The organism is Sulfurimonas sp. (assembly GCF_027056685.1).
Lineage (GTDB): Bacteria > Campylobacterota > Campylobacteria > Campylobacterales > Sulfurimonadaceae > Sulfurimonas.
The window spans coordinates 11,617-34,346 of record NZ_JALUKE010000051.1 but is presented as its reverse complement, the minus strand read 5'-3'; the positions used below and the strand labels follow the sequence as shown (position 1 = coordinate 34,346).

Annotated in this window: 20 protein-coding genes; 1 reads left to right on the top strand and 19 read right to left on the bottom strand. The window is 34.7% G+C overall.

From position 1 onward, the window contains the following. Positions 1-40: 40 nt before the first annotated feature. From MVY38_RS01890 to pheS, 8 genes are all read right to left on the bottom strand, one after another. Positions 41-1,036 (bottom strand): IS1595 family transposase, encoded by a 996-nt coding sequence (locus MVY38_RS01890; protein WP_297482948.1) that lies wholly within the window; start codon positions 1,034-1,036, stop codon positions 41-43. A gap of 252 nt (positions 1,037-1,288) precedes the next feature. After that, the gene (serA, locus tag MVY38_RS01885) at positions 1,289-2,875 is read right to left on the bottom strand and encodes a phosphoglycerate dehydrogenase (protein ID WP_297482946.1); all 1,587 of its coding nucleotides are present in this window, start codon (positions 2,873-2,875) and stop codon (positions 1,289-1,291) included. 1 nt (position 2,876) lies between these two features. Beyond that, entirely contained in the window at positions 2,877-3,356 is a 480-nt protein-coding gene (locus MVY38_RS01880) for a hypothetical protein (protein WP_297482943.1), read from the bottom strand. Positions 3,357-3,369: 13 nt separating this feature from the next. After that, positions 3,370-5,031: a 30S ribosomal protein S1 gene (locus MVY38_RS01875; RefSeq protein ID WP_297482940.1), complete on the bottom strand. Its 1,662-nt coding sequence runs from the start codon at positions 5,029-5,031 to the stop codon at positions 3,370-3,372. Positions 5,032-5,153: 122 nt separating this feature from the next. After that, positions 5,154-5,984, bottom strand: a complete 831-nt coding sequence (locus MVY38_RS01870; protein WP_297482963.1) for a 4-hydroxy-3-methylbut-2-enyl diphosphate reductase — start codon at positions 5,982-5,984, stop codon at positions 5,154-5,156. 131 nt (positions 5,985-6,115) lie between these two features. Then, a complete protein-coding gene (gene aroA, locus MVY38_RS01865; RefSeq protein ID WP_297482937.1) occupies positions 6,116-7,399 on the bottom strand; it encodes a 3-phosphoshikimate 1-carboxyvinyltransferase in 1,284 nt (427 codons plus the stop codon). After that, a complete protein-coding gene (gene pheT, locus MVY38_RS01860) occupies positions 7,399-9,735 on the bottom strand; it encodes a phenylalanine--tRNA ligase subunit beta (protein WP_297482934.1) in 2,337 nt (778 codons plus the stop codon). The genes aroA and pheT overlap by 1 nt, the downstream gene beginning before the upstream one ends. Next, positions 9,732-10,724, bottom strand: a complete 993-nt coding sequence (gene pheS / locus MVY38_RS01855) for a phenylalanine--tRNA ligase subunit alpha (RefSeq protein ID WP_297482931.1) — start codon at positions 10,722-10,724, stop codon at positions 9,732-9,734. The genes pheT and pheS overlap by 4 nt, the downstream gene beginning before the upstream one ends. A gap of 111 nt (positions 10,725-10,835) precedes the next feature. On the opposite strand from pheS, the gene MVY38_RS01850 reads away from it, so the two are divergent. Further along, on the top strand, positions 10,836-11,192 hold the full coding sequence (locus MVY38_RS01850) for a histidine triad nucleotide-binding protein (protein ID WP_297482927.1): 357 nt from the start codon (positions 10,836-10,838) through the stop codon (positions 11,190-11,192). Positions 11,193-11,222: 30 nt separating this feature from the next. Here the strand turns inward: MVY38_RS01850 and MVY38_RS01845 are convergent, their stop codons facing one another. The 11 genes from MVY38_RS01845 to MVY38_RS01795 form a co-directional block, all read right to left on the bottom strand. Then, a complete protein-coding gene (locus tag MVY38_RS01845; RefSeq protein ID WP_297482924.1) occupies positions 11,223-11,687 on the bottom strand; it encodes an OsmC family protein in 465 nt (154 codons plus the stop codon). 1 nt (position 11,688) lies between these two features. Continuing rightward, positions 11,689-13,074, bottom strand: coding sequence for an argininosuccinate lyase (gene argH / locus MVY38_RS01840; RefSeq protein WP_297482921.1), 1,386 nt, complete (start codon positions 13,072-13,074; stop codon positions 11,689-11,691). 110 nt (positions 13,075-13,184) lie between these two features. Beyond that, complete coding sequence (locus MVY38_RS01835; RefSeq protein WP_297482917.1) at positions 13,185-13,520, bottom strand: cytochrome C; 336 nt, start codon at positions 13,518-13,520, stop codon at positions 13,185-13,187. Positions 13,521-13,607: 87 nt separating this feature from the next. After that, the gene (locus tag MVY38_RS01830) at positions 13,608-15,422 is read right to left on the bottom strand and encodes a menaquinone biosynthesis decarboxylase (RefSeq protein ID WP_297482914.1); all 1,815 of its coding nucleotides are present in this window, start codon (positions 15,420-15,422) and stop codon (positions 13,608-13,610) included. A 43-nt stretch (positions 15,423-15,465) separates the two neighbouring features. After that, positions 15,466-16,677, bottom strand: a complete 1,212-nt coding sequence (locus tag MVY38_RS01825) for an EAL domain-containing protein (protein ID WP_297482911.1) — start codon at positions 16,675-16,677, stop codon at positions 15,466-15,468. Next, positions 16,678-17,637, bottom strand: a complete 960-nt coding sequence (gene hemC / locus MVY38_RS01820) for a hydroxymethylbilane synthase (RefSeq protein ID WP_297482908.1) — start codon at positions 17,635-17,637, stop codon at positions 16,678-16,680. Beyond that, positions 17,637-18,470 carry a thioredoxin domain-containing protein gene (locus MVY38_RS01815; RefSeq protein ID WP_297482905.1) on the bottom strand — a complete coding sequence of 278 codons (834 nt, stop codon included), beginning with the start codon at positions 18,468-18,470 and terminating at the stop codon, positions 17,637-17,639. The genes hemC and MVY38_RS01815 overlap by 1 nt, the downstream gene beginning before the upstream one ends. Continuing rightward, positions 18,424-18,858 carry an FxsA family protein gene (locus MVY38_RS01810; protein WP_297482903.1) on the bottom strand — a complete coding sequence of 145 codons (435 nt, stop codon included), beginning with the start codon at positions 18,856-18,858 and terminating at the stop codon, positions 18,424-18,426. The genes MVY38_RS01815 and MVY38_RS01810 overlap by 47 nt, the downstream gene beginning before the upstream one ends. Next, positions 18,859-20,562, bottom strand: a complete 1,704-nt coding sequence (locus MVY38_RS01805; RefSeq protein ID WP_297482899.1) for a proline--tRNA ligase — start codon at positions 20,560-20,562, stop codon at positions 18,859-18,861. Between the two features lie 3 nt (positions 20,563-20,565). Continuing rightward, positions 20,566-21,843 (bottom strand): glutamyl-tRNA reductase, encoded by a 1,278-nt coding sequence (gene hemA, locus MVY38_RS01800; protein ID WP_297482887.1) that lies wholly within the window; start codon positions 21,841-21,843, stop codon positions 20,566-20,568. Then, entirely contained in the window at positions 21,843-22,730 is an 888-nt protein-coding gene (locus tag MVY38_RS01795; protein WP_297482885.1) for a polyprenyl synthetase family protein, read from the bottom strand. Before MVY38_RS01795 ends, hemA begins: the two co-directional genes overlap by 1 nt.

The following is a 22,730-nucleotide window of genomic DNA, read 5'->3' as shown; positions in this document are numbered from 1 at the left end:
GGCACTTATTAACACATAGCATATTCTGTAAACGGGGTAGTTACTTAGCTCCTCCTAGATTTTTATCCCAATCATATCCATAAGTCACATCTTTCTTCATAACAGGATGCGTCCTTATAGCTTGTTCTAAAAGTCGTCGAAAAACAAGTCCTCTGTTCTTTGATAATCTTCGATTAAAACGAAAAGTAAACTCTTCCAAATATGATTGTAAATGCTCTTGTGAAAATGAACCTTGATGTGTACCGAGTAGCCATCTTTTTAATAGAGAAGCTATTCGATGAACTCCAGGCATCACTACATGTGCTTGATCATTAGAGTGAGCCATAACTGTTACATCATGATTATAGCCAAAAGACTCCAATGAGGTATATCCAACCCACCCGTCTGTGCAAACAACACTTTGGGGTTCTATTACATCTTGAATAAAAGCTGTTAAACTTTCACTTGAAGCATCTGGAATATAACGCATCCTAGTCCGTCCAAAACCTTTTGGTTCATGTAACTCTACAGCGATGACAACAAGGCTCTTGCTGGAGCCACGACCTCGTTTACCGCCTACATCAACACCACCAACTTGAGTTTCATCAACTTCTACTATACCTGATAACTTTTCTCTTTCAGTATTAACCATAGCAACTCTATATCGTTGGAGCATTGTCCATGCTGTATTGTATGAAACTCCTAAAGTTTGCTCAATAGTTTTTGCTGACATCCCATTTTTCGCTGTTGTAATATGCCAAGCAGCTTCTAACCAAGTTGTTAATGGTGTTCTTGTCTTATCAAATATTGTTCCTGCCGTAACTGTAGTTTGATAACGACAATGTGGACATACAAGTCTTTTGTGAGTTTGTTCCCATGGGCTGGATGAGGCTTTACATTTCGGACAAATAAAACCATCTTTCCATCGTAATTTATATAAAAATTCTCGACAACTTTTATCATCAGGAAACATAGTCACAAATTCTCTATAAGTGCGAGGATAATCCTCTCCTGCAACTAATATTTCATTTTTATATGTACTTTTTGCTGATTCCATGCATAATTATAGCATAGGAGGAGCTAAGTAACTACCCCGTTTCTGTAAATCTAACTCCTAATACTTTTCCCCTCTCCTACTTTCTTCATCTATTCTTTTTACACAAAACCAATATTACCTCCACAAAAATTCACTGCGTTTTGATAGATAATATATTACTGCGTTTGAGATAAATAGATAAAAAAAAAGGAAGTAAAAAAGGAGAAGACAGACCTCAAAAAAGGTCTGTGTTAAAAAAAGTTTGAAGGTCTCTTATAGACGTGCGTAATTAACGCTATTACAAGCTTCTAAGGCTGCTAATTCATTAAGAGCAGTATCATTTACTGCATTATCAACAAGAATGACAGCAAGAGCTTCTTTGCTCTCATTTCTAGCTAATGAAAAGTCTGCAATATTTACATTGTGATTTGCAAGAATAGTCCCTACACTTCCAATTACACCTGGAACATCACTATTTTTGAAGAGAATCATATCACCTTTAAGTGCTACTTCATTATCAAAGCCATCAATAGAGACAACACGCTGCAAGCCATCTTCTAAAATTGTAGCAGAAATAGATGTTGTACCCTCATTTGTAGTAAGTTTTATAGTAATAAGATTTTTATAAACCTCAGAATCTCCAAGATTAACACTCTCTACTTCAATCCCACTCTCTTTTGCAATAAAGTCTGCGTTTACATAGTTAATTGATTCATTAGAGTGACTCATAGCACCAACAGTTACAAATGTTGCAAGAGAATCAACATAGTTTGCTATTTCACCTTGTCCTTTTACTCTTATAGAAACAATTTTAGACTTGTTTATTTGAGATTCTAAAAATCCTATTTTTTGTCCCATCTCTAAAAATGGTTTTACAAATGCAGGTATTTTAGACTCATCAATTGGTAAATTCATGGCATTTGGATATGCAATTCCTTTTGCAGCAGCAATTGCATTGCCTGCTGCCTGTGTACCAATGTTATATTGAGATTCATAAGTATTCGCTCCAAGGTGAGGAGAGACAACAATATTATCTAAATCAAGAAGTTTGTTATTGATTGCAGGCTCTTTTCCAAAAACATCAATTCCAGCAAAACGGATTTTTCCAGATTTAAGACCGTCATAAAGTGCATCTTCGTTATATAAATCACCTCTTGCACAGTTTACTAAAACAACACCATCTTTCATTTTAGCAATCTCTTCTTTATCTATAATGCCAATTGTCTCTTTATTTTTAGGAGTATGAATTGTAATTACATCACATGCTAAAATATCATCAAAGTTCTTTGTATATGTCATATCAAGATCAGTAACTTTTGAAGGGTTGATATATGGATCAAACGCAACTATATCCATTTCAAATGCTTTTGCGCGTTTTGCAACACGAGAACCAATATTACCAAATCCGATAATACCAAGTTTTTTGCCCTTAAGCTCATAACCATACCACTTCTCGCGCTTCCAAATTCTTTTATTTTTCAGATGATCATGAGAGTATGGAAACATACGCATACATGAGAGCATATGTGTCATTGTAAGCTCAACTGCAGCAATTGTGTTTGCTGTAGGTACATTCATAACGATTATACCTTTTTTAGAACACTCAGGAATATTTACATTATCTACACCAACACCGGCACGAACAATAGCTTTCATATTTGTCGCATGTTCTATAAAAAAGTCATCAACATCCGTTGAACTTCTTGTAATTGCCACATCAGCAGTTGGAATAATCTTTTCAACTAACTCTTTTTTATCTACATCTGCTGCCATAACAAAGTTAATGTTTTCATCATTTTCAAGCATATCTAAACCTGCTTGATGTATATGGTCACAGACTACTACAGTATATTTTTGCATTTTAATAATCCTCTTTATATAACTCAACTTGAGCTTTTATTTTGTAATCTTTTAGTACTTTGACTAAATTATTTAATTTATTAACATTTTGCGAATAAATAAGTAAATATACACCTAGTTTATCTTTTTTTAGAAAATATTTCAACTTATATCGTGCCAGTTCTTCTTTTAAACAAAACAGTTGGTACGGATCTTGAATATTTACAGATAGTTTATAGGTAATAGTTTTAGTTATTTTTTCATCTAAATCCATTTTAAGATAGATTTCGTTTACAGGGTAAGAATAAGCTAATTGTTTACTTTTAGAAAAATGATTCAGCCAACTTTTTTCTACATTTGCTTGCTTCACTTTGTCTTGAAATCGCAGAGGTTCATTGTCCAAAAGAGCCGTTTGCGAGTTAATTGAAATCAAAAAGTAAGTTAGAAAAATGGCAACACCTATTGCAACAATAGGAGCAAGCCATTTTATCAACTTTTGCATTAAAATAAATTACTTATTTATTCAATTTATCTTTAATTAAATCACCCAAAGAGTGTGATTCGTTATCATTTATTTCTTCAAGCATTGCTTGATTTTTAATGTAGTCTAATTTTTTAACAGATAAACGGATACGGTCACGGCGAGTATCAATATTTGCAATTGCAGCTTCTATCTCTTGACCTATTTCTAATTCTTCTTTATTTAATGGAGTTAAATCTTCATCACGGATAAGTGCATCAACGCCATCTTCAAGTGAAACAAATACACCAAAATCTTTAATATCACGAATAGTTCCAGTTACTACAGAGTTCACCTTGTGAGTTGTAGCAAATTTATCTATTGGTGATTCAAGTAAAGTCTTGCGGTTCAATGAGATTTTTTGATCTTCTGCATTGATTTTAGCAATTTTAACTTCAACTTCTTCTCCAGATTTCAACACTTCTCTTGCTTTTGTATTTTTATCCCAAGAGATATCTTGATTGTGTAAAAGACCTTCAACACCATCAATACGAACGAAAGCACCAAAGTCAGTTAAAGAAGTAACGGTACCAGTTACAACATCGCCTTCTCTGTAGTTTTTCAAAAATTCATCAAATGGTTTTGGAAGTAATCTTTTTAAAGAGACACGAAGCTTATGAGTTTTTGAATTAATTTCAATAACTTCAACATCAATCTCTTGACCTACTTCTAAGTAGTCACCTGGATTTTTTACATTTTTATTCCAAGTAATTTCAGAAATATGCAAGAAACCTTCAATATCATTTCCAAGATCAACAAATGCACCATACGCTTCTACATTAGAAACAGTTACAGTAATTGTATCGCCTTCATCAAGTTCTGATTCAACTTCAGCCCATGGGTCTGGTTGTACAGCTTTAATAGAAAGAGATAAATGTCTTTTGTCTTTATCGTAAGAGATAGCTTTTACTGTTACTACATCACCTTCATTATAAAGTTTAGACGGATTAACCGGCCCTTTATAAGAGATTTCGTTATAGTGAACAAGACCATCAACACCACCAACATCTACAAACATTCCGTAGCTAGTGATTTTTTTGATAACACCTTCAACAATAACATCTTCTGCCATAAGTTGATCAATGATCTCTTTTTTCTTTTTACGCTCTTCATTAAAAAGTTTACGACGAGAAAGAATGATTGAGTTCTCTTCTGGATCAATTTTAATAACTTGTGCTTTGATTTTACGACCAACTACATCGTCTGTATCTTTAAACGCAGCTAATGAACGAGGCATAAAAAATGAAACTGTATCAGCCTCTACTACATAACCACCACGATTTTTCTTAGTAATAATACCTTCAACTACTAAATCTTCAAAATCGTCTTTGTTTGCATCAATAAACTCAATAGTTTTTTCTTGCTCTAAAACTTTTTTGTGTGAAATTTTAGGACGCTCATTATAGTATCCCATAACTAGCACTTTGATTTTATCACCAGTAGTAAACTTAAGCTCACCATTTTCATCGCGGATTTCATCAAGGCTTAAAATACCTTCAAGTTTATCACCTACACCTACTAATGCTCTATTCTCATCAGCTTGTATTTCTACTATCTCACCTTCTACTGTGCGACTTTTTTCCTGTTGTTTTTCACTTGCAGCAAACATCTCTGCAAAATTTTCTTCTTCTTCAAATGATTCGTTATCGAACGCCATTACCTATCCTCTGTTACATAAAAATTGTCGTGATTATATCTAATATTTAATTATATTGGTATTAAATTAAAAGAGAAATATGAAAAAAGCTGAAAAAGGGGGAATAGTATTCTGTGAGAGAACTACACAATACTATTTTTTATACTATTTATAACATTTTGAATAATCCAATCAGGAGTAGAAGCACCAGCACTTATACCACAAAGTGTTTTATTTTTAAACCATTCACTCTCTATTTCAGTCTCATCTTCAATATGATAACTCTCACTACAATTCTCTTTTGAAATGCTAAAAAGTTGTTTAGTATTTGATGAGTTTTTCCCACCAATTACAATCATCACATCTGCTTTTTTTGCAAGCCTACGAATGGCTTCTTGATTTTCAAAAGTTGCATTACATATAGTATTAAATATTCTTAGCTCTTTATGTCGAGGAATAAGATAATTTGCAATAGACATATAATCTTCTACTTTTCGCGTTGTTTGTGCGATGAGGGCCACGCGTTCATGCAGTTTAATACCTTTTACATCATCAACAGAACTGACTACAATTGCACCATGCGTTGCATAAGATTTTACCCCTTTAATCTCTGGATGTTTTTCATCTCCAAAAATTACAACACTATAGCCTTTTTCACTCATTTCATGAGCAATCTCTTGTGGTTTTGTAACAAAAGGGCATGTGGCATCAACAACATCTACCCCATTGCGTTTAAGAGCTGCTAACTCCTCTTTCACTATTCCATGCGTACGAACAATGGCTTTATCGCCAGACTTAAAGGTAGTAAAATCTTCTACAAGTCCAACTTTAAAATCTTTGTCGAGTCTCTGTATCTCTTTAGAGTTATGAATAAGTGGTCCATAAGTTGCTGCGTTTGTATTCTCTTCTGCTATTTTAATAGCACGCTTCACACCAAAACAAAATCCATAATTTTCTGCAAGTTCAATTTTCACTATTTCTGTCTCCTTCATAAAGGAAGTAATTCCTTTATAAATTCCTCTCACTTCTGGCCTAAAGGACGATGCAGAAAATAACTAAATTATTTTCTGTAAAGCTACACCTAATGGTGAAAGAAATTTTTCGCTTAATTTTTAAATTCTACATGAGTGAGTTGTTGGAACAACTCAAAAAAGTTTGGAAAAGAGGTATTTATACACTCTAAATCACTCACTTCCATACCACATCGTAAGCCTGCAATAATAAAACTCATAGCTATTCGATGGTCACCATCACTATTTACAGTCGCTTTACTTAAAGTGCCACCACTAATTTTGTATCCATCTTCATACTCATCTACTTCAATAGAACAAGCGCGTAGACCATTTACTACAGTCGAGATTCTATCACTCTCTTTTACCCGTAACTCTTTTGCATTTTTTACTATACTTTCACCATCTGCACAAGCCATGGCGATACTTAACGCAGGAAGTTCATCAATAAGCCATGAAATATTATTTTCTACTACAATTGCATGCAGAGGTGCATATTTTACATAAATATTCCCAACTGGTTCATATTTATTATCGCTAAGTTCATAGCTAATATTTGCACCCATTCGCTCTAATGCTTTAAAAGCTTCAATACGAGTAGGATTGAGTGTAACACCCTCTAAAACAACATCTGAATCAGGAGTAATAGCAGCAGCAACAGCAAAGAAAAATGCAGATGAAGGATCAGCTGGAACTCTAATTTTTAAAGGGGAAAGTAACTTTTTAAGAGGGTCAATAGTAGTTGTAAGACCTTCAACTTTAAGTGTAGCACCCATACCTTGAAGCATTCTCTCAGTATGGTCACGAGAGAGTTCAGGCTCACGGTATTGACAGACACCATCCGCGTTTAAGGCAGCAAGAATCATACAAGATTTCACTTGTGCAGAAGCTATTTTACTCTCATAGCTAAATGCTTTTAGCGATGCACCACGAATAGCAAGAGGTGCAAGATTTCCATCTTCTCGTCCATCAATTTTTGCACCAATAGTTCTAAGAGGTTCAGTAACTCGTTTCATAGGACGACGGCGAAGATATTTATCACCTGTAAGCACAAAGTGTCCATCTGCAGAACTTAATAGACCACAAAAGAGACGAATACCTGTTCCTGAATTACCACAATCTAAGACTTCAAAAGGTTCTTTTATACCAGAAGAGCTGATTTTAATGATTTTTCCATCATCTTCAACTTTTGCACCAAGATTTTTCACAATTTCTAAAGAGTTAAGCGTATCTTCTGCGCGTAAAAAATTCTCTATCTCACTCACGCCATCTGCCAACATTGCAAACATTACGCTTCTATGCGATATAGATTTATCTGATGCTATAGTAGCAATTTTTACAGAAAATTTCTTTGCAGGTGATACAACTACGCTTTTCATTATCTTAAACCAATTCCAAGTTCTGAATCTAACTCTTGTAAAATTTTGTCCATTACGGCTGTAATATCTTCTTCTTCAAGCGTTTTTTCATCCGACTGTAACACAAAACGCAGACTAAGACTCATAGTATCTCCAAGTGTCTCATCTGTATATCGATCTACTGGATAAAAACGGATAAGATTTGGAATTTCACTTGCTTGAATGAGATTTTTTACTTTTTCATACGACATATCTTTTGGCATCAAAAGACTCAAGTCTCTAAAAGATGCTTGATATTTTGATGTTTTTTTCGCAATTTTCAAGCCATAAAATAGTTTAGAAAAATCTAGTTCACATAAAAATGTTCGTTGTAAGCCATACTCTTTTTCTACTTCAGGATGCACACGGAACAACTCTCCAAGCACCACGCCATTTTGCAACACTTGTGCTGTTTGGTATGTGTGTGAAAGCTTATGGGCTGTTTTATACTCTTTTAACTCAACATCACCAACTACATCTGCTATTTTTTGCGTAAAGTATGCAAAATCAACTTCGGCAGGTCTGCCGCCATTTGTTAAGTTTTCATGCTCTTTATTACCACTCATTAAAAAGGCTGCGTTTAAAGACTCCTCTCTTAAGGGAGTAAAGACAGAACCTATTTCAAAAAGAGAAACGCCAGCATATCCATTTTTTACATTTTGTGATGCAGCTTTCAAGAGACCAGTTAGTAGTGTTGGACGCAAGGTATCAAGTGTTTGCACAATAGGATTAAGAAGTTCTAACTCCTCTTTTGTAGTTTCAAAACCATACTTTTGTAAAACTTTCTTCTCATCAAAAATAAAATGTACAGATTCAAAGAAGCCACTTTGTGCTCCACGATGTCTATAAATAGAACGCTTTTTATACTCAAAATAGTTATCTTCAAGTCTATTTTCTTCTTCAAGTAAAAATGGTTTTGATGGAATGTTGTCAATACCAACCATACGCACAATCTCTTCAACAATATCCTGTTTATTTACAATATCATGTCTAAATTGCGGTACATGAATAACAAATACATCTGGAGAAGATTTTGATGTGTCAAAACCAAGGTTTTTCATAATTTTTGTTACAACAGATTTATCAATATTAGCACCGATTATTTCATCAATCTCTTGTTTTGTTACTTTTACAATTTTTTCTTTAAAAGAGTAAAGATGTTCAATGCTACCACCATAAGTAGAAGAAGATGAACAACTCTCAATAAGATCAACACAGTAAGAGAGACCACCTTCTAATTCAGGTTCACTTCCCCTTGATGTTCTGTAAAACATTGCATCAGCTTCTACTTTATTATCTGCCATTTTTTTAGAGATAACATCAGGTGGAATATAACTCGCTTCTAAAAAAAGCGTACTATTTTCATTTTTTACTTTAGAATCATCACTTTGATTGACGCCTATTACGGAAGCAATTTTATTTGTAGATGACTTAATGCAAGCAAATGCTTTGGCATCTTCACTTACAGTAAGTTTTGCTACACTCTCTTTATCAGATGTAAAGAAGTCTCGTGCATAAGCTCTTAAAATCACACCTGTACTTTGCGTAACATAATAAAGAAGAGACTCTACATCGGTATCTCTTTTTTCCTCAATTTGTGCTAATCTTAAAGTTACAAGCATAGGAAGAGTAAGCTCTTTTAAATCAAGTGCTTTGTATCTTAAATTTACGCACAAAGAGTGTTCATGTGTAAGCGCTAAAATCCTGCCTACGCCTCTTTTTTCATCATTGTCTGTAACTACATACTCTTTTACAGGTCTGTCAAACGCAGCGCTCAAATCGCGAGCAACACCACGAATACTAAGACAGTCTCCTCTATTTGCAGTCAGTTCTATTTCTATTAAATCATCATTTAAAATAGTGTTTTCACTTACTTCTTGACCTATTTCATATTTACCAATACTAGCATCAAGTTCCATAATACCTTTGCCCAGATCAGGAAGCCCTATCTCACCAGCAGAACATATCATACCATCAGATGCAATACCACGAAGTTTTACCGGCTTAATAGCAAGACCAGAAGGCATAACCGCACCAACAGTTGCCACTACTACATCTAAACCAGCTCTTACATTTGCAGCACCACAAACAATTTGTCGAACACCTGAGCCAATATCTACTTTACAAACATTCAGTTTATCGGCATCAGGATGTTTTTCACACTCTAAAACTCTCCCAAAAACAATCTTTTTTGGTACTCTATACTCATGCACTCTATCAACTTCCAAGCCGATGGAATTAAATGTCTTTGCAATATCTTCAGTTGAGATACCACTTAAATCAATCCACTCATTTAACCAACTTCTTGTAACTATCATTGAAACTGCTCCAGTAATTTAATATCGCCCTCAAAGAGTGAACGAAGATCTCCAATTTGATGGATAAGCATAGCAAATCGCTCAACGCCAAGACCAAATGCATAACCACTAACATTTTTGTATTTTACTGCTTCAAAAACGTTAGGATCAACTATACCGCATCCCAAAACTTCAAGCCAACCAGTGTGAGAACATACTCTACACCCCTCGCCTTTACAAAATACACAAGAGATGTCAACTTCAGCAGAAGGCTCTGTAAATGGGAAGAATGATGGACGAAAACGTACATCGACATCACCAAACATATACTTCAAAAAGTCTTCTAAAATAAATTTCAAGTTTGCAAAAGAGACTGTTCCCTCTTTATCAACCAAGAGACCTTCAACTTGATGAAACATCGGAGTATGTGTCAAATCGTAATCACGACGAAAGACTGCACCAGGTGCTATCATACGAATAGGCGGTTTACTTTCAAGCATCGTTCTAATCTGAACAGGAGAAGTGTGTGTACGCAAAAGCATCTCATCTTTAAAGTAAAAAGTATCTTGCATATCACGAGCTGGATGGTATTTTGGAAGGTTCAATGCTTCAAAGTTATGAAAATCATCTTCTACAATATTTCCAGTTTTAACACTAAAGTTCATAGATGAAAAATACTCAACAATTCTATCCATAGTCTCCATGACAGGATGTAAAGCTCCTGCTGCACTCTTCGTTGAAAACATAGAGACATCTATTGCCTCTGCTTTCATCGCCTCTTGAAGAGCCTGCGTTTGCAGTACAATTTTCTTTGCAGAAAACTCATTCATCAAGTTTTGCTTGTGTGCATTCAACTCTTTGGCGAATGCTCCTTTTTGCTCATTTGGAACATCTTTCATTTTTGCGAACTGTGCTGCTAAAACACCTTTTTTTCCAAACAGAGCAATGCGTATCTCTTCTAAAGCATCAACAGAATCTGTTTCATTTATTTTATCGTACCACTCTTTCAATTGAGAGTCTCCATAAGTGTAAAATTTTAATTGGATTATAGCGAAATTAATTTATATGTAGCTTCATTAAGGTTTTGGTATGATATAATAAAATAAAAAGAAGGAATGAGAATGTGTCTATTTTGTAAAATCGTAAATAAAGAGATAAATGCCAATATTGAACTAGAAAATGAAAACTTTTTAGCTTTTCACGATATAAATCCAAAGGCGCCTACACACCTTTTAGCAATTCCAAAGATTCATGTAGATAGCTTTAATGAGGTAAGTCCAGAGACAATGACAGGAATGACTGAATTTATTCAAGAACTTGTTAAGCAAGTTGGCATTGATAAAAGTGGATACAGAGTAATAACAAATGTAGGAGATAACGGCGGACAAGAGGTAAAACATTTGCATTTTCACGTTTTAGGTGGAGCAAAATTAACATGGGGACACTTTAGTGATGCAGATCCTAAAGACTATCTCTAACAAGCAGCAGGGACATTATGTCCCTACAATCTAACTACAACAAGCGTCAATTTCACCCAAATCAATATTAGAACCGCCACCGCTAATGACTTGTTCATTTTCACGAACTAATTTTCCATTATGTGTCACAGAGTAAGAGATTTCTGTTGTATCACGAATTGTATTAATAGTTGAGCAGTATGTCTCAATAGAAGCTGCAACCCAGCGAGCTGCTTGAACATCCTCTCCATCAGAATTAAATTTATAATCTAAAAAGAGCTTTGTAAATTTTCTTGGATGATCTTCCGCTCGGGTTGCATCACCCTCTACTTGCAAATCTGTTACAGTAAAACCTTGATTTTTTGGTAAAAGTACAATATCTGTTGCACTACAAGTGATGATGCCTGAGAGAAAATACTCTACAGGTGATATAGTAGGACAATCAATAATAAAACTGCTTTTTGTACTCTTTACTTCAAACTTCATTGCTTCTTTATGTGTTACTGTCATTTTCATTTTATTTGCTCTCTTGTAAATAGTTGTGAATATACTCTAACTGCTCTTTCGTTCTAGTCGTTGCAGTTCCACCCTCAGAAGTTCTTGCATTCATAGAGTGACGCAGTTGTAAAAATTCCATTACATCTTCGTCTATCCGTTCATCTATCTCTTTAAGATATTTAAAATCCATTTTAGATAAATCAACACCCAAATCTTCCCCTTTCGCTACAGCATGACCTGTAATGAAGTGTGCTTCACGAAATGGTATATTGCATTTTTCAACTAAATAATCAGCTAAATCTGTAGCACTCAAATGTCCAATAGCACACGCTTTTTCCATATTTTGTGCTTTTACCTGCATAGTTTTAATGGCTTCTTTTAAAATTTCAAGTGAAATTTCAGCAGTCTCTACAGCATCAAAAACGCCCTCTTTATCCTCTTGCGTATCTTTGTTGTATGCAAGAGGCAGACCTTTCATTACAGTTAAAAGCCCCATTAGTGATCCATAAACTCGTCCCGTTTTTCCTCGTAAAAGCTCTGGAACATCAGGATTCTTCTTTTGAGGCATAATTGAACTTCCTGTTGAATACTCATCTGAGAGTTCAACAAAGCTAAACTCATACGATGACCACATAACAAGTTCTTCAGAGAGGCGTGAAATGTGCATCATCATTGTTGAGATATTAAACAAAATTTCTAAAGCAAAATCTCTGTCACTTACAGTATCAAGACAATTTACGCTTACACTATCAAAACCTAAAAGTTGTGCAGAGTATTCTCTATCTACATTATGAGGCGTACCTGCAAGTGCTGCACACCCAAGAGGGGAGATATTATTGCGTTTATAAGAACTCTCAAATCGTTCAATATCTCGTTTAAACATAGAGAGATAGGCACCTAAATGAAAACCAAAGTTAATTGGTTGTGCATGTTGCAAGTGTGTCATCCCTGGAATAAGCGTTTGTGTATGTTTGTTAGCAACTTCTAAAACAACTTCCATAAGTGCTTTTATTGCTTGGCTAATCTCTAGATTTTTGCGTAGAACATAACGGCGAAAATCCACAGCTACCTGATCATTTCTACTTCTTGCAGTATGAAGTTTTTTTCCAGCATCACCTATAAGCTGAGTAAGGCGTTTTTCTATGCCCATATGTAAATCTTCATCAGAGATATTCCACTCAAATTCGCCTGATTCTATCTCATGCTTTACTTGATTTAAACCCTCAAGAATCTGCTCTAACTCATCTTGCGTGAGAATGCCCTGTTTTGCAAGCATTTTCGCATGAGCTTGTGAGCCCTCAATATCTTCACGATATAATTTTCTATCGTACATAATTGATGCATTAAATTGGTCTAAAAGGTTTGAAGCAGATGCCGAGAAGCGGCCTGACCACATTTTTTCCATTACAGTTCCTTAGATTATAAATATAGTATTTAAAAAGTTTGATATTTTATCTAAAAAGAGGCATTTTACAAAATGAAGAGGGAGTAAAGCATGAGCTTTACTTTGAAAAACTAGTTACAAGCTGGAACATTCCCACTGTCTTTGGCATATTCAACAAGAAATTGTCTGAGATGTTTTGACTTTTTTGCATATCTTTTACTTTTAAAATATTTCCATGATTTTTTTGCTTTTTTGCTTTTTAAGTGCAATTGGGCAAGTGGCTTTCCTTTTTTCTTCATCAATTTTTTCCAATGTCTCATCTTATATTTAGAAACAAAGTTTTGTCCATCTTTGTGACAAGGCAAACATTTTTTAATAAAAACCCTCTGTCCCTTATAAATAGCTGCGTTTGCAGAAGTTAAAGAAAGAATCATAATAGAAAGAAATAGCAACACAAATTTATACATATAGATCAACCTTAATAAAAAGTAAATCCATCTTACACTAGAAATAATTACACTTGGCTTATATCACAAGCTTTTGATAAAATTTTCTTATAATTGAAACTTTTTAAACAATTTATCATCAAAATCCCAAATACCCTTTGCTTTTAAACGCTCAACTACACTAGGCGTACAATCCACATCGTCTGGCCACTCTCTAGTGAAACCATCAAGTTGCGTTTTATTTGTTCCATCAATACCAACCATTAACCCCGCACTATAAACATCTCTGAGTGCATCCATATTATTTGTTACACGCCAAATAAGCATATAAGAATTGCGTATATCATTTTTATACTCATCTACAAATACAACTATCCTTAAATGCGGGCTAAGCTCTACTAATGCATCAAAATACTCTTTTACATTTTTAGTTTTTTGAACACTTATCACAGTTATAGGATTATTTGTGCGTCTCATAAACTGATGTAAATCAACTGCTTGAGGTACCAACTCTTTTACTTTTGCTAAAAGTTCAGCATCACCTAAAAGTTGTGGTGCCTCTACCCTGTTTGCCAAAGTTGCATCTATGCCTAGTTTTCCACCAACAAGTGTTTCGGCAGATGAGTGATCAAGTGCATCTAAAATTCCCTCTGTAATAAACATGGATTTTGGTGTAAATCTATTTAAAACATATGTTGCGAATACTTCATAATTTTCCAATTTAGGAGCATTTTCATCAACAAAAATGGCATGTTTAACAAAACTCATCTGTCCTGCACCCCAAAAAGCGTGCATAAACTGTTTAGCATGTCCTTTATAAAGTGGCTGCATTTTTGCTAGTATTAGATTATGAAAACCTGCATTTTCAGGCATATGATAATCAAGTAAATCAGGTACAGTAGTTTTAAGCAAAGGAAAAAAAATTTTACCTGTTGCCCAGCCCATATATTTGTCTTCTAAAGGAGGTTTGCCTACAACAGTTGCTAAAAATGTTCTATTTTTTTTCATAGTAATTGCACTCACTTCAAGCACAGGGTACGGCTCTTCAAGCGTATAGTAACCAGTATGGTCACCAAAAGGACCTTCAATTTTCATCTCGCTAGGATCAACCCAGCCCTCAATGACATAATCAACATCTTTAGGAATATAAAGCGGTGTTGTCAAAGATTTTACAAGTTGTGCCGGAATTTTTGTGATAAGCCCATACATTAAGAGTTCATTTACACCGTAAGGAAGCGGTGCCGTTGCACACCAAGTGTAGAGTGGATTACCACCTATTGCAATACTTACAGGCATCTTTTTTCCTGCTTTTTGATACTGATCAAAAAAGTGTGAAGAGTCTTTATGAATCTGCCAGTGCATTCCCAAATGGTTTTTATCATACACTTGTAGTCTATACATTCCAAGATTTGCCATCTCTCCATCAAGACTTTGCGTATAGACCTGCCCCATAGTTATAAAAGGTCCGCCATCTTGTTCCCATGTTGTAAGAACAGGAAGTTTATACAAATCAACTTCCTCTTTAAGATATTTAATAGCTTGACACTCTCCCTCCCCTTTGAGGCGTTTTGGAAAAATATTTTTAAGTGAAAAAAGCTCTTTTGCCATATCAATTTTTTGCATAAATCCAGAAGGTGGTTTCATATGTAATAAATTTGTTATCTCATCAGCAACACTCTCAATAGTTCTGCCAAAGAGCAGTTCACAACGCTTATATGAACCAAACACATTCATAAGCACAGGCTCTTCAAATTTTGTATCACTTTTTACATCAATTACATTTGTAAACAGAAGTGCTTTACCACCATCCTCTTTTTTTACTTCAGCATACGCTAAATGAGGAATTTCCAAATATATATCTAAAGCTGCATCTATTATTTGTATCTCATCATGTTTTTTTAAAAGTGCTATTGTTTTTTTCATAATAGTATTTAAACTCCATTGTTGTAAGTTGTTTTGTAAAAATCTAAAGTCGACTCTTGTCTATTTCTATGCCATTCTCTTCAAGTGTAGTGATTAAGTCATTTGCATTAAGTTTATCGAAGTTTGCGAGCATCAGTTTTTTTAAGTACTCTTTTTCTGCCGCTTCTGCCCGCATCAAACTCCCAGCAAAAATACCCTTGCGTTCTAGCACCAAGGAGCGTATGTCTCTGTCCATATCAAGGTGGTTCATCAACTCTCTTATATCTGTTTCAAATATCGAATCTAGCATTGAAAACATACCAGCTAAATAAGCCTTGTTCTTATACTTTGGAGCTGCTTCATCTTCCATACGCTGAGCCCTTTTAAGAGCGAGTTCAAGTATACTTTTTGATGCAGGGTTTGAAGAAGCTTCAGAGTACAGATAAACCAATAGCCATCGTAAAAGTTTTGCTCTTCCCATTAAAGTGATTACTTGTGTTAATGATTCAATCTTTACATCAAATTTTTTCGTATTATTAAAAAAAGCAACCAATTTATAGGATAAATCCGGCTGTTGTCGAATAAAACTCTCAAGAGACTCTGTTGAGTTATCATCTTTAATAATTTTTATAAGCTGTAAAATTATGAATTGCAGCGGCTCTTTTTGTCCGGCTAGTTCAATCGTTTGAGGTTTATCAAGATAATATCCTTGAAAATAGTCCATTTCCATATTGAAGCAGTAATCATAATCTTCTTGGGTTTCAATATTTTGAGCTACAAGTTTTACTCTTGTATTGCGAAATCTTTTTACCAGGTTTTCTAAATTTTGTGCTTGGGAGAGAATAATATCCATCTTAATAATATCAATAAAATTAAATACTCTGGCAAATTTTTTAATCATATCTGCACTAGAATCAAAATGTTCTAAAGATATAGTAAATCCACGCTTTTTATACTGTATTATTTTACTAACAACACGATCATTTAACTCAATATCTTCTAATATATTTAAAATAAATCTCTTATTGTCCAATACATCCAAAATACCTTTTGTCAAAGTCACATCATCGACATTAATAAAAACCTTGCTTGTATGCCCTATTAATTTATTAAGTTCTTCATTAGAGATGGCATGGATAATAAGCTGTGATGCCTCTTTAAGATGAGAAGTAAGCCCACTTAAACTATCAGAGTTCTCTTGAAATGCGAGTTCATAAGCAAAAACTCTTTTTTTATTATCAAAAATCTTCTGTTTAGTAAGTGTAAGAGTATTCATTTACAATCGTTGTGGCATTTCATCTTTAAACGCAGCGTTTTGTGCATCTTCAAGTAGTTTTAAAGCACCGTTTTCTATCATCTCTTTTGCAATTTTTGTACCTAAACCTTCTGCTTGGCTAACATTAACTATAACTCTCTCTTGCATAATATGTGTTCCATCGGCATACCCAAGCATCACTCTAAATGTAATCTCTCCTGCGTTTATAACGGCATTACACGCGACAGGCGCAGAGCAACCTGCTCCAATAGCAGAAATAAATTCACGCTCTAACTTTGTACAGATAAAGGTCTCTTCATCGTTAAGAGTAAGAGCGATTTCTCTTACCTTTTCGTTATTACTGACTATTTCAATACCAAGAGCAGCTTGACCCATTGGAGGTATCATCATATCTAGTGAAAGTTTTTGTGTAAATGGAATATCTTTTAACAAATCAAGTCTATGCAGTCCTATCCATGCAAGAATAATAGCATCATACTGACCCTCTTTTAGTTTTCTAAGTCTTGTATTTACATTACCTCTTAAATCTTTCACTTTCAAATCTGGACGCTTTTGTAAGAGCTGCATGCGTCTTCTCAGACTTGTTGTTCCTACAACAGCACCCTGCGGTAAATCTTCTAAACTAGCATAAGTGTGTGATAAAAAGACATCACTCTGATCTTGTCTTTGTGTCACAGCAACAAGCTCTAAACCCTCTGGCATATATGTAGGCACATCTTTAAGACTATGCACTGCAAGCTCAGCATTTCCTGCAAGCATCTCATCTTCAAGCTCTTTTGTAAAGTGTCCTTTACCGCCTATGAGTGCAAGTGGTTTATCTAAAACTTTATCACCGTTACTGACAATTTTATTAAGTACCACTTCTATATTAGGGTAACTTTTTTCAATTCTTTTCTTTATATGATACGCTTGCCAAAGAGCTAAATCTGATACACGGGTTGCTATTGTAAGTTTTTGCATTATTTTACTTTCAAATATTTTTTCTTAGTGTTGTCTATTTTGCCATCAAGATAAACAGTAGGAGTTCCTGCAACCATTAAATCACGCGCAACATCAACATCATTCTTTGTCTGCTTTTTAACAGCCTCTGAATTAATATCTGCAATGGTAATGTTTGTTCCTTCTACTTTATTAAACGCAGCAAGAATTTTATTTACATCTTTTTCTCGTGGATTAATTTTCACTGTATAGAGTCTTAAAATGACATCTTTCACACCTTGTAATTCAGCCGCAACAGCAGCTTTTACTAATGTTCCTGAAGCAGGATGTAAACGCAGTAGTGGGAAATGATAGTAATAAACTGCAAATTTATTTGGCTCTTTTTTCAAGTTTTGTAATGCACCGGGAACAAAACCTTTACAAAATGGGCATAATGGATCCGAAAATATAACTATTTTATGTGCGGCATCTTTATTTCCATAAATAAGGTTTTCAGGTCTATAGTATGCATCTTTAAATTGTGGTTTTACTACTTCTAGTAAATTTTGTCCTGATTTTAAATCAACTAAATCTTTTGTAATAACATCACCGTTAGAGAACCAAATCATCTTTTGATTAATAATTTTTTTAGGTCTCTGTTTAAGCACTGCTTTCACATCAACAATATAAGCATTCCAACCTTTCACCTCTTTTATAGGCACAACACTATCCACTTCAACATCAACACTTTTAAGTCTTTCATTTGAGCTAAATTGGTCTTCTAAAAAATCTACTACATTATCACTAGCACTCTGTGCGTATGCTAAACTACTTAGTAGTAGAGTCGTCGCTAATAATTTCCACATCAATGACATCTGAATCCTTTTGTTTATTAATTTTTTCATTATAAGAAGCCTTACAATTATTATTGGATTTTACATTATAACGGTTAACAATCATACTCGTAATGACACTAAACTGCATTAAAGCACCTACAATATCGGTCAAAAATCCGGGAATAATAAGTAAAATAGCACCAATAAGCGTAAAAAGATTTAATCTTTGAAACTCTTCAAGGTCAATACAACTAAACGAAACAGCTCTCATATTTTCCATAAGAGTTGTTCTAAAATTTACTAAAATTGACATCCCTATAAACGCAGTGAACAGTATCTCTAAAAATGTAGCAAGTCCACCAATCTCTGAAGAGATATTTACAGAGACAAGAACTTCTAAAAAAAGATAAAGTAAAAAATAGAGCATCTAAATAAGTTCCATCAATTTATCAAAAATAGCCGCAACACTCATACTCTCTTTTGTCTTTGTAGCTCTATCAAAGAGTTGCACATTTCCATCAACAAGCTCTTTTCCAACAATCACAGTATATGGAAAACCAATAAGCTCTGCATCTTTCATTTTAAATCCAAAACGCTCTTTTCTATCATCAAGCATTACTTCGACATTTGCGTTTTGTAGTTGTTCATAAAGTGTTTCACCAGCCTCTACTTGTGCTTCATCTTTAATGTTACTTATCATAATATTTACCATATAAGGTGCTGTCTCTTTTGTCCAGATACAACCACTTTCATCATGATGTTGCTCAATTACAGAAGCCACTAAACGAGAAATACCCATACCGTATGTTCCCATAATAAAAGGCTGACTTTTCCCATTTTCATCTAAAAATTCTGCTTTAAGTGGTTTTGAGTAAGTTGTTCCTAGTTTAAATATATGCCCAACTTCTATACCTTTTGTAAATGAAAGTTCTCCATCACAGTAAGGACAAATATCGCCCTCATTTACCTCTGCAATATCAGCAAAGTAAGCAACATCATCCAAAATAGACATATTAACACCTATAAAATGGTAACCATCTTCATTCGCACCACAAATCATATTTGTAGCACCTTTTAAGTCACTGTCTATGACATGTTTTGCTTTTGCTTGATCAAGTGGACCAATAAATCCAGGTTCTAAACCTATCTCTTTAAGCTCTTCCTCTGTAACATCTACAATATCAAGTGCTTCTGTTGCGTTTAGGGCTTTTACTTCTTGTAAATTATCGCATCCTCGTACAAAGAAAAGAACAATTTCACTCTCATCTTCATAGACTACCCTTTTAGCAACACATTTAACAGTGTAATAGGGATCAACTTTAAAAAATTCAGCCAATTCATCTATTGTCTTTGTGTCTGGTGTTAAAAATTTATTAAAATCAGCTTCAGGAGCTTCGGGAATTGAACCCCTTGCACTTCTTGAAGCAGCTTCAATATTTGCACCATATTCACATTTTGAACAGATTGCAATAGTATCTTCACCACTATCTGCTATAACCATAAGCTCTTTAGAGCCACTTCCACCAATAGCCCCACTATCTGCCTCAACAACTCTAAAATCAAGACCTAAACGAGTGAGTATTTTCTTATAAGCTGCTTCCATAGCCTCAAATTCACGATCTAAATCTTCAGTAGAGGCATGAAAAGAGTAAGCATCTTTCATAATAAATTCACGGCCACGCATCAATCCAAAACGAGGACGCGCTTCATCACGAAATTTTGTCTTTATTTGGTAGAGATTTAGTGGTAAGTTTTTATAGGAAGTAACACGATTGCGAACTAAATCTACCATCATCTCTTCATGTGTTGGTCCAAGAACAAAAAGATTATTTTTTCTATCTTTAAAACGCAGCAGCTCTTTTCCAAATTTTTCTATTCGTCCACTCTCTGCCCACAAATCAGCAGGTGTTACAAATGAGAGTTCTACCTCTTGTGCGCCTACCTTTGCCATCTCTTCATTTACAATGTTCTCTATTTTTCTAATGACACGCTTTGCTAAAGGAAGATAGTTATAAAGTCCTGCCGCAACTTGTGTAATAAAACCTGCACGAGCTAAAAATATATGGCTTGGTAGCGTTGCATCAGATGGTGCCTCTTTTGTCGTTGGAATAAATGCTCTACTTCTTCTCAAACTCTAATCCTTTATATGGTGTTTATATTGATCTGGAATATTATCGTGTGCATCATTAAGCATATACTGCATGGCACCCGTAACCGTATCACTTTTAGCTTCGTGAGAAGCCTCTCTCATTTTTTTTGTCATATCATGTAAAAATCTTTTTATAGCCTGCTGTGCCATTTTTTTTGCTTCATACTCACAATCTTTTGGTATAAAACCTTTTTTCAATGCTCGCTGCGTTTCAACCTCTACTGCATCATCTGCTTTTTGATATATCTCTTTTATGAGTGGTTCTACATTGAGTGCATCGAGCCATTCAAAAAATTCTACAACACCTCGTCCTACAATTCCATGCGCTTGTCTAACATACTGTTCTCGATCAGCTCTGTTTGCATCAACAATATTTTTAATATCATCAACAACAAAAAGTTCAATATTATCCTGTTTTTTAATATCAATATCACGAGGAATTGCCATATCAAACCAAAAACGCTTAAACGCAGTCTCTTCTACAAGGTCACTGGTAATAATTGGATATGGAGCACTTGTAGCAGTAAAGATTATGTCAAATTCATTAATTGCCTTGTCCAAACTACCAAATTCATATACTTTTGTCTGACACTCATTTGCTAGAGTTTCTGCTTTTTTTCTAGTTCTATTTGTTATATAAGTCTCAACACCATCAGAGACAAGATGTTTTGCACAAATCTCACTCATTTCACCAACGCCAATAACAAGTGCCTTTTTATTTTTCAAATCACCCACTTTTTCTTTTATTTGACTAATAGCAACAGAAGCAACCGAAACTGGTTTAGAAGATATATCTGTATGATTTCTTACTTTTGCTGCACATTTAAAAGCATGAGAAAGTGCTCGAGACATCTTTTTACCACAATATTTTCTATCATGTGCAAATTTATAGGCATCTTTTAATTGACCAGCAATTTGCGTCTCACCAACAACCATAGAGTCAATAGAACTCGCCACCGCAAAAAGATGGTGAATAGCACTACTGTCATCAACTATTTCCGCTGTTTTTTTGATGTACTCCGGAGAGATACCACCTTTATATGTTAGAAGCGTCATCATATGTTGCAGGGCATCATCAACATTACTACAGCAGACATATATTTCCATACGATTACATGTTGCTAAAAGTATCGCTTCGCTTATTGAAGGTGCTTGTATAAGTCTTTTAAGACACCCCTCTTTCTCTTCATCTGTATAGGTAAACTTTTCTCTAAGTTCTATATCACTGTTTTTATGTGAAAAACTAACTGTTAAATAGTGCATTAATAACTTCTTTTTATCATAGTATCTAGTATATTGACCAAGTCTTCATCATTTGAGAGTGCCTCTTTTGCCTCATCAGAGAGCTTCTGTGCTACAGCAAAAGATTTTTCTATCGTTTTATATTCACTCATTTTATCTTGTATCCACTGCGTTTCACTTTTATCTATTTTCTTTGCATGAGATGAGAGTAGCCTCTCTTTCTCATCATCAGAAAGCAGTTCGTAAAGATATATATACGGAAGCGTACATTTTCCCTCTACAAAATCATTCATAGCAGGTTTACCAAGACTCTCTTCATCAGCAGTAATATCTAAAATATCGTCTATGATTTGAAAAGAGAGTCCAAGATTTCTACCATACAACGCGTGAGCTTCGGCATCTTTTGCAACTAAAAGAGCAGCAGCTTTCGCAGCCGCTTCGATGAGTGTTGCTGTTTTAAGATAGAGCATATCAAGATATTTCTCTTCATCAACATTAAACTCTTCAGCCATCTTAACATCCATCATTTCACCCTTGGAGAGTGCCGTAACAGACGCGGCTATGGTTTGTGCGACATCTTTGTCAAACGCAACGAGTTCGGTAAAAGCTTTTGAGTATAAAATATCTCCAAGCATAACAGCAGTTTTACTACCATCAGTTGCGTTTACAGATGCCATGCCTCTGCGTGTATCAGCTTCATCTATTACATCATCATGCAGTAGTGAGGCTGCGTGAATGAGTTCAACAATTGCTGCCAAAAGAGGAGCATCTTTATGTTCTGCTGCAATTTTTAAGATTAACTTAGCACGGAGTCTTTTTCCACCACTTAGCATATTAAACAGTCGTGTCACCTCATCGTAGTCGCACTCTGTTATTAGTCTTTGTATCTCTTTTTCTACTCGTTGCAT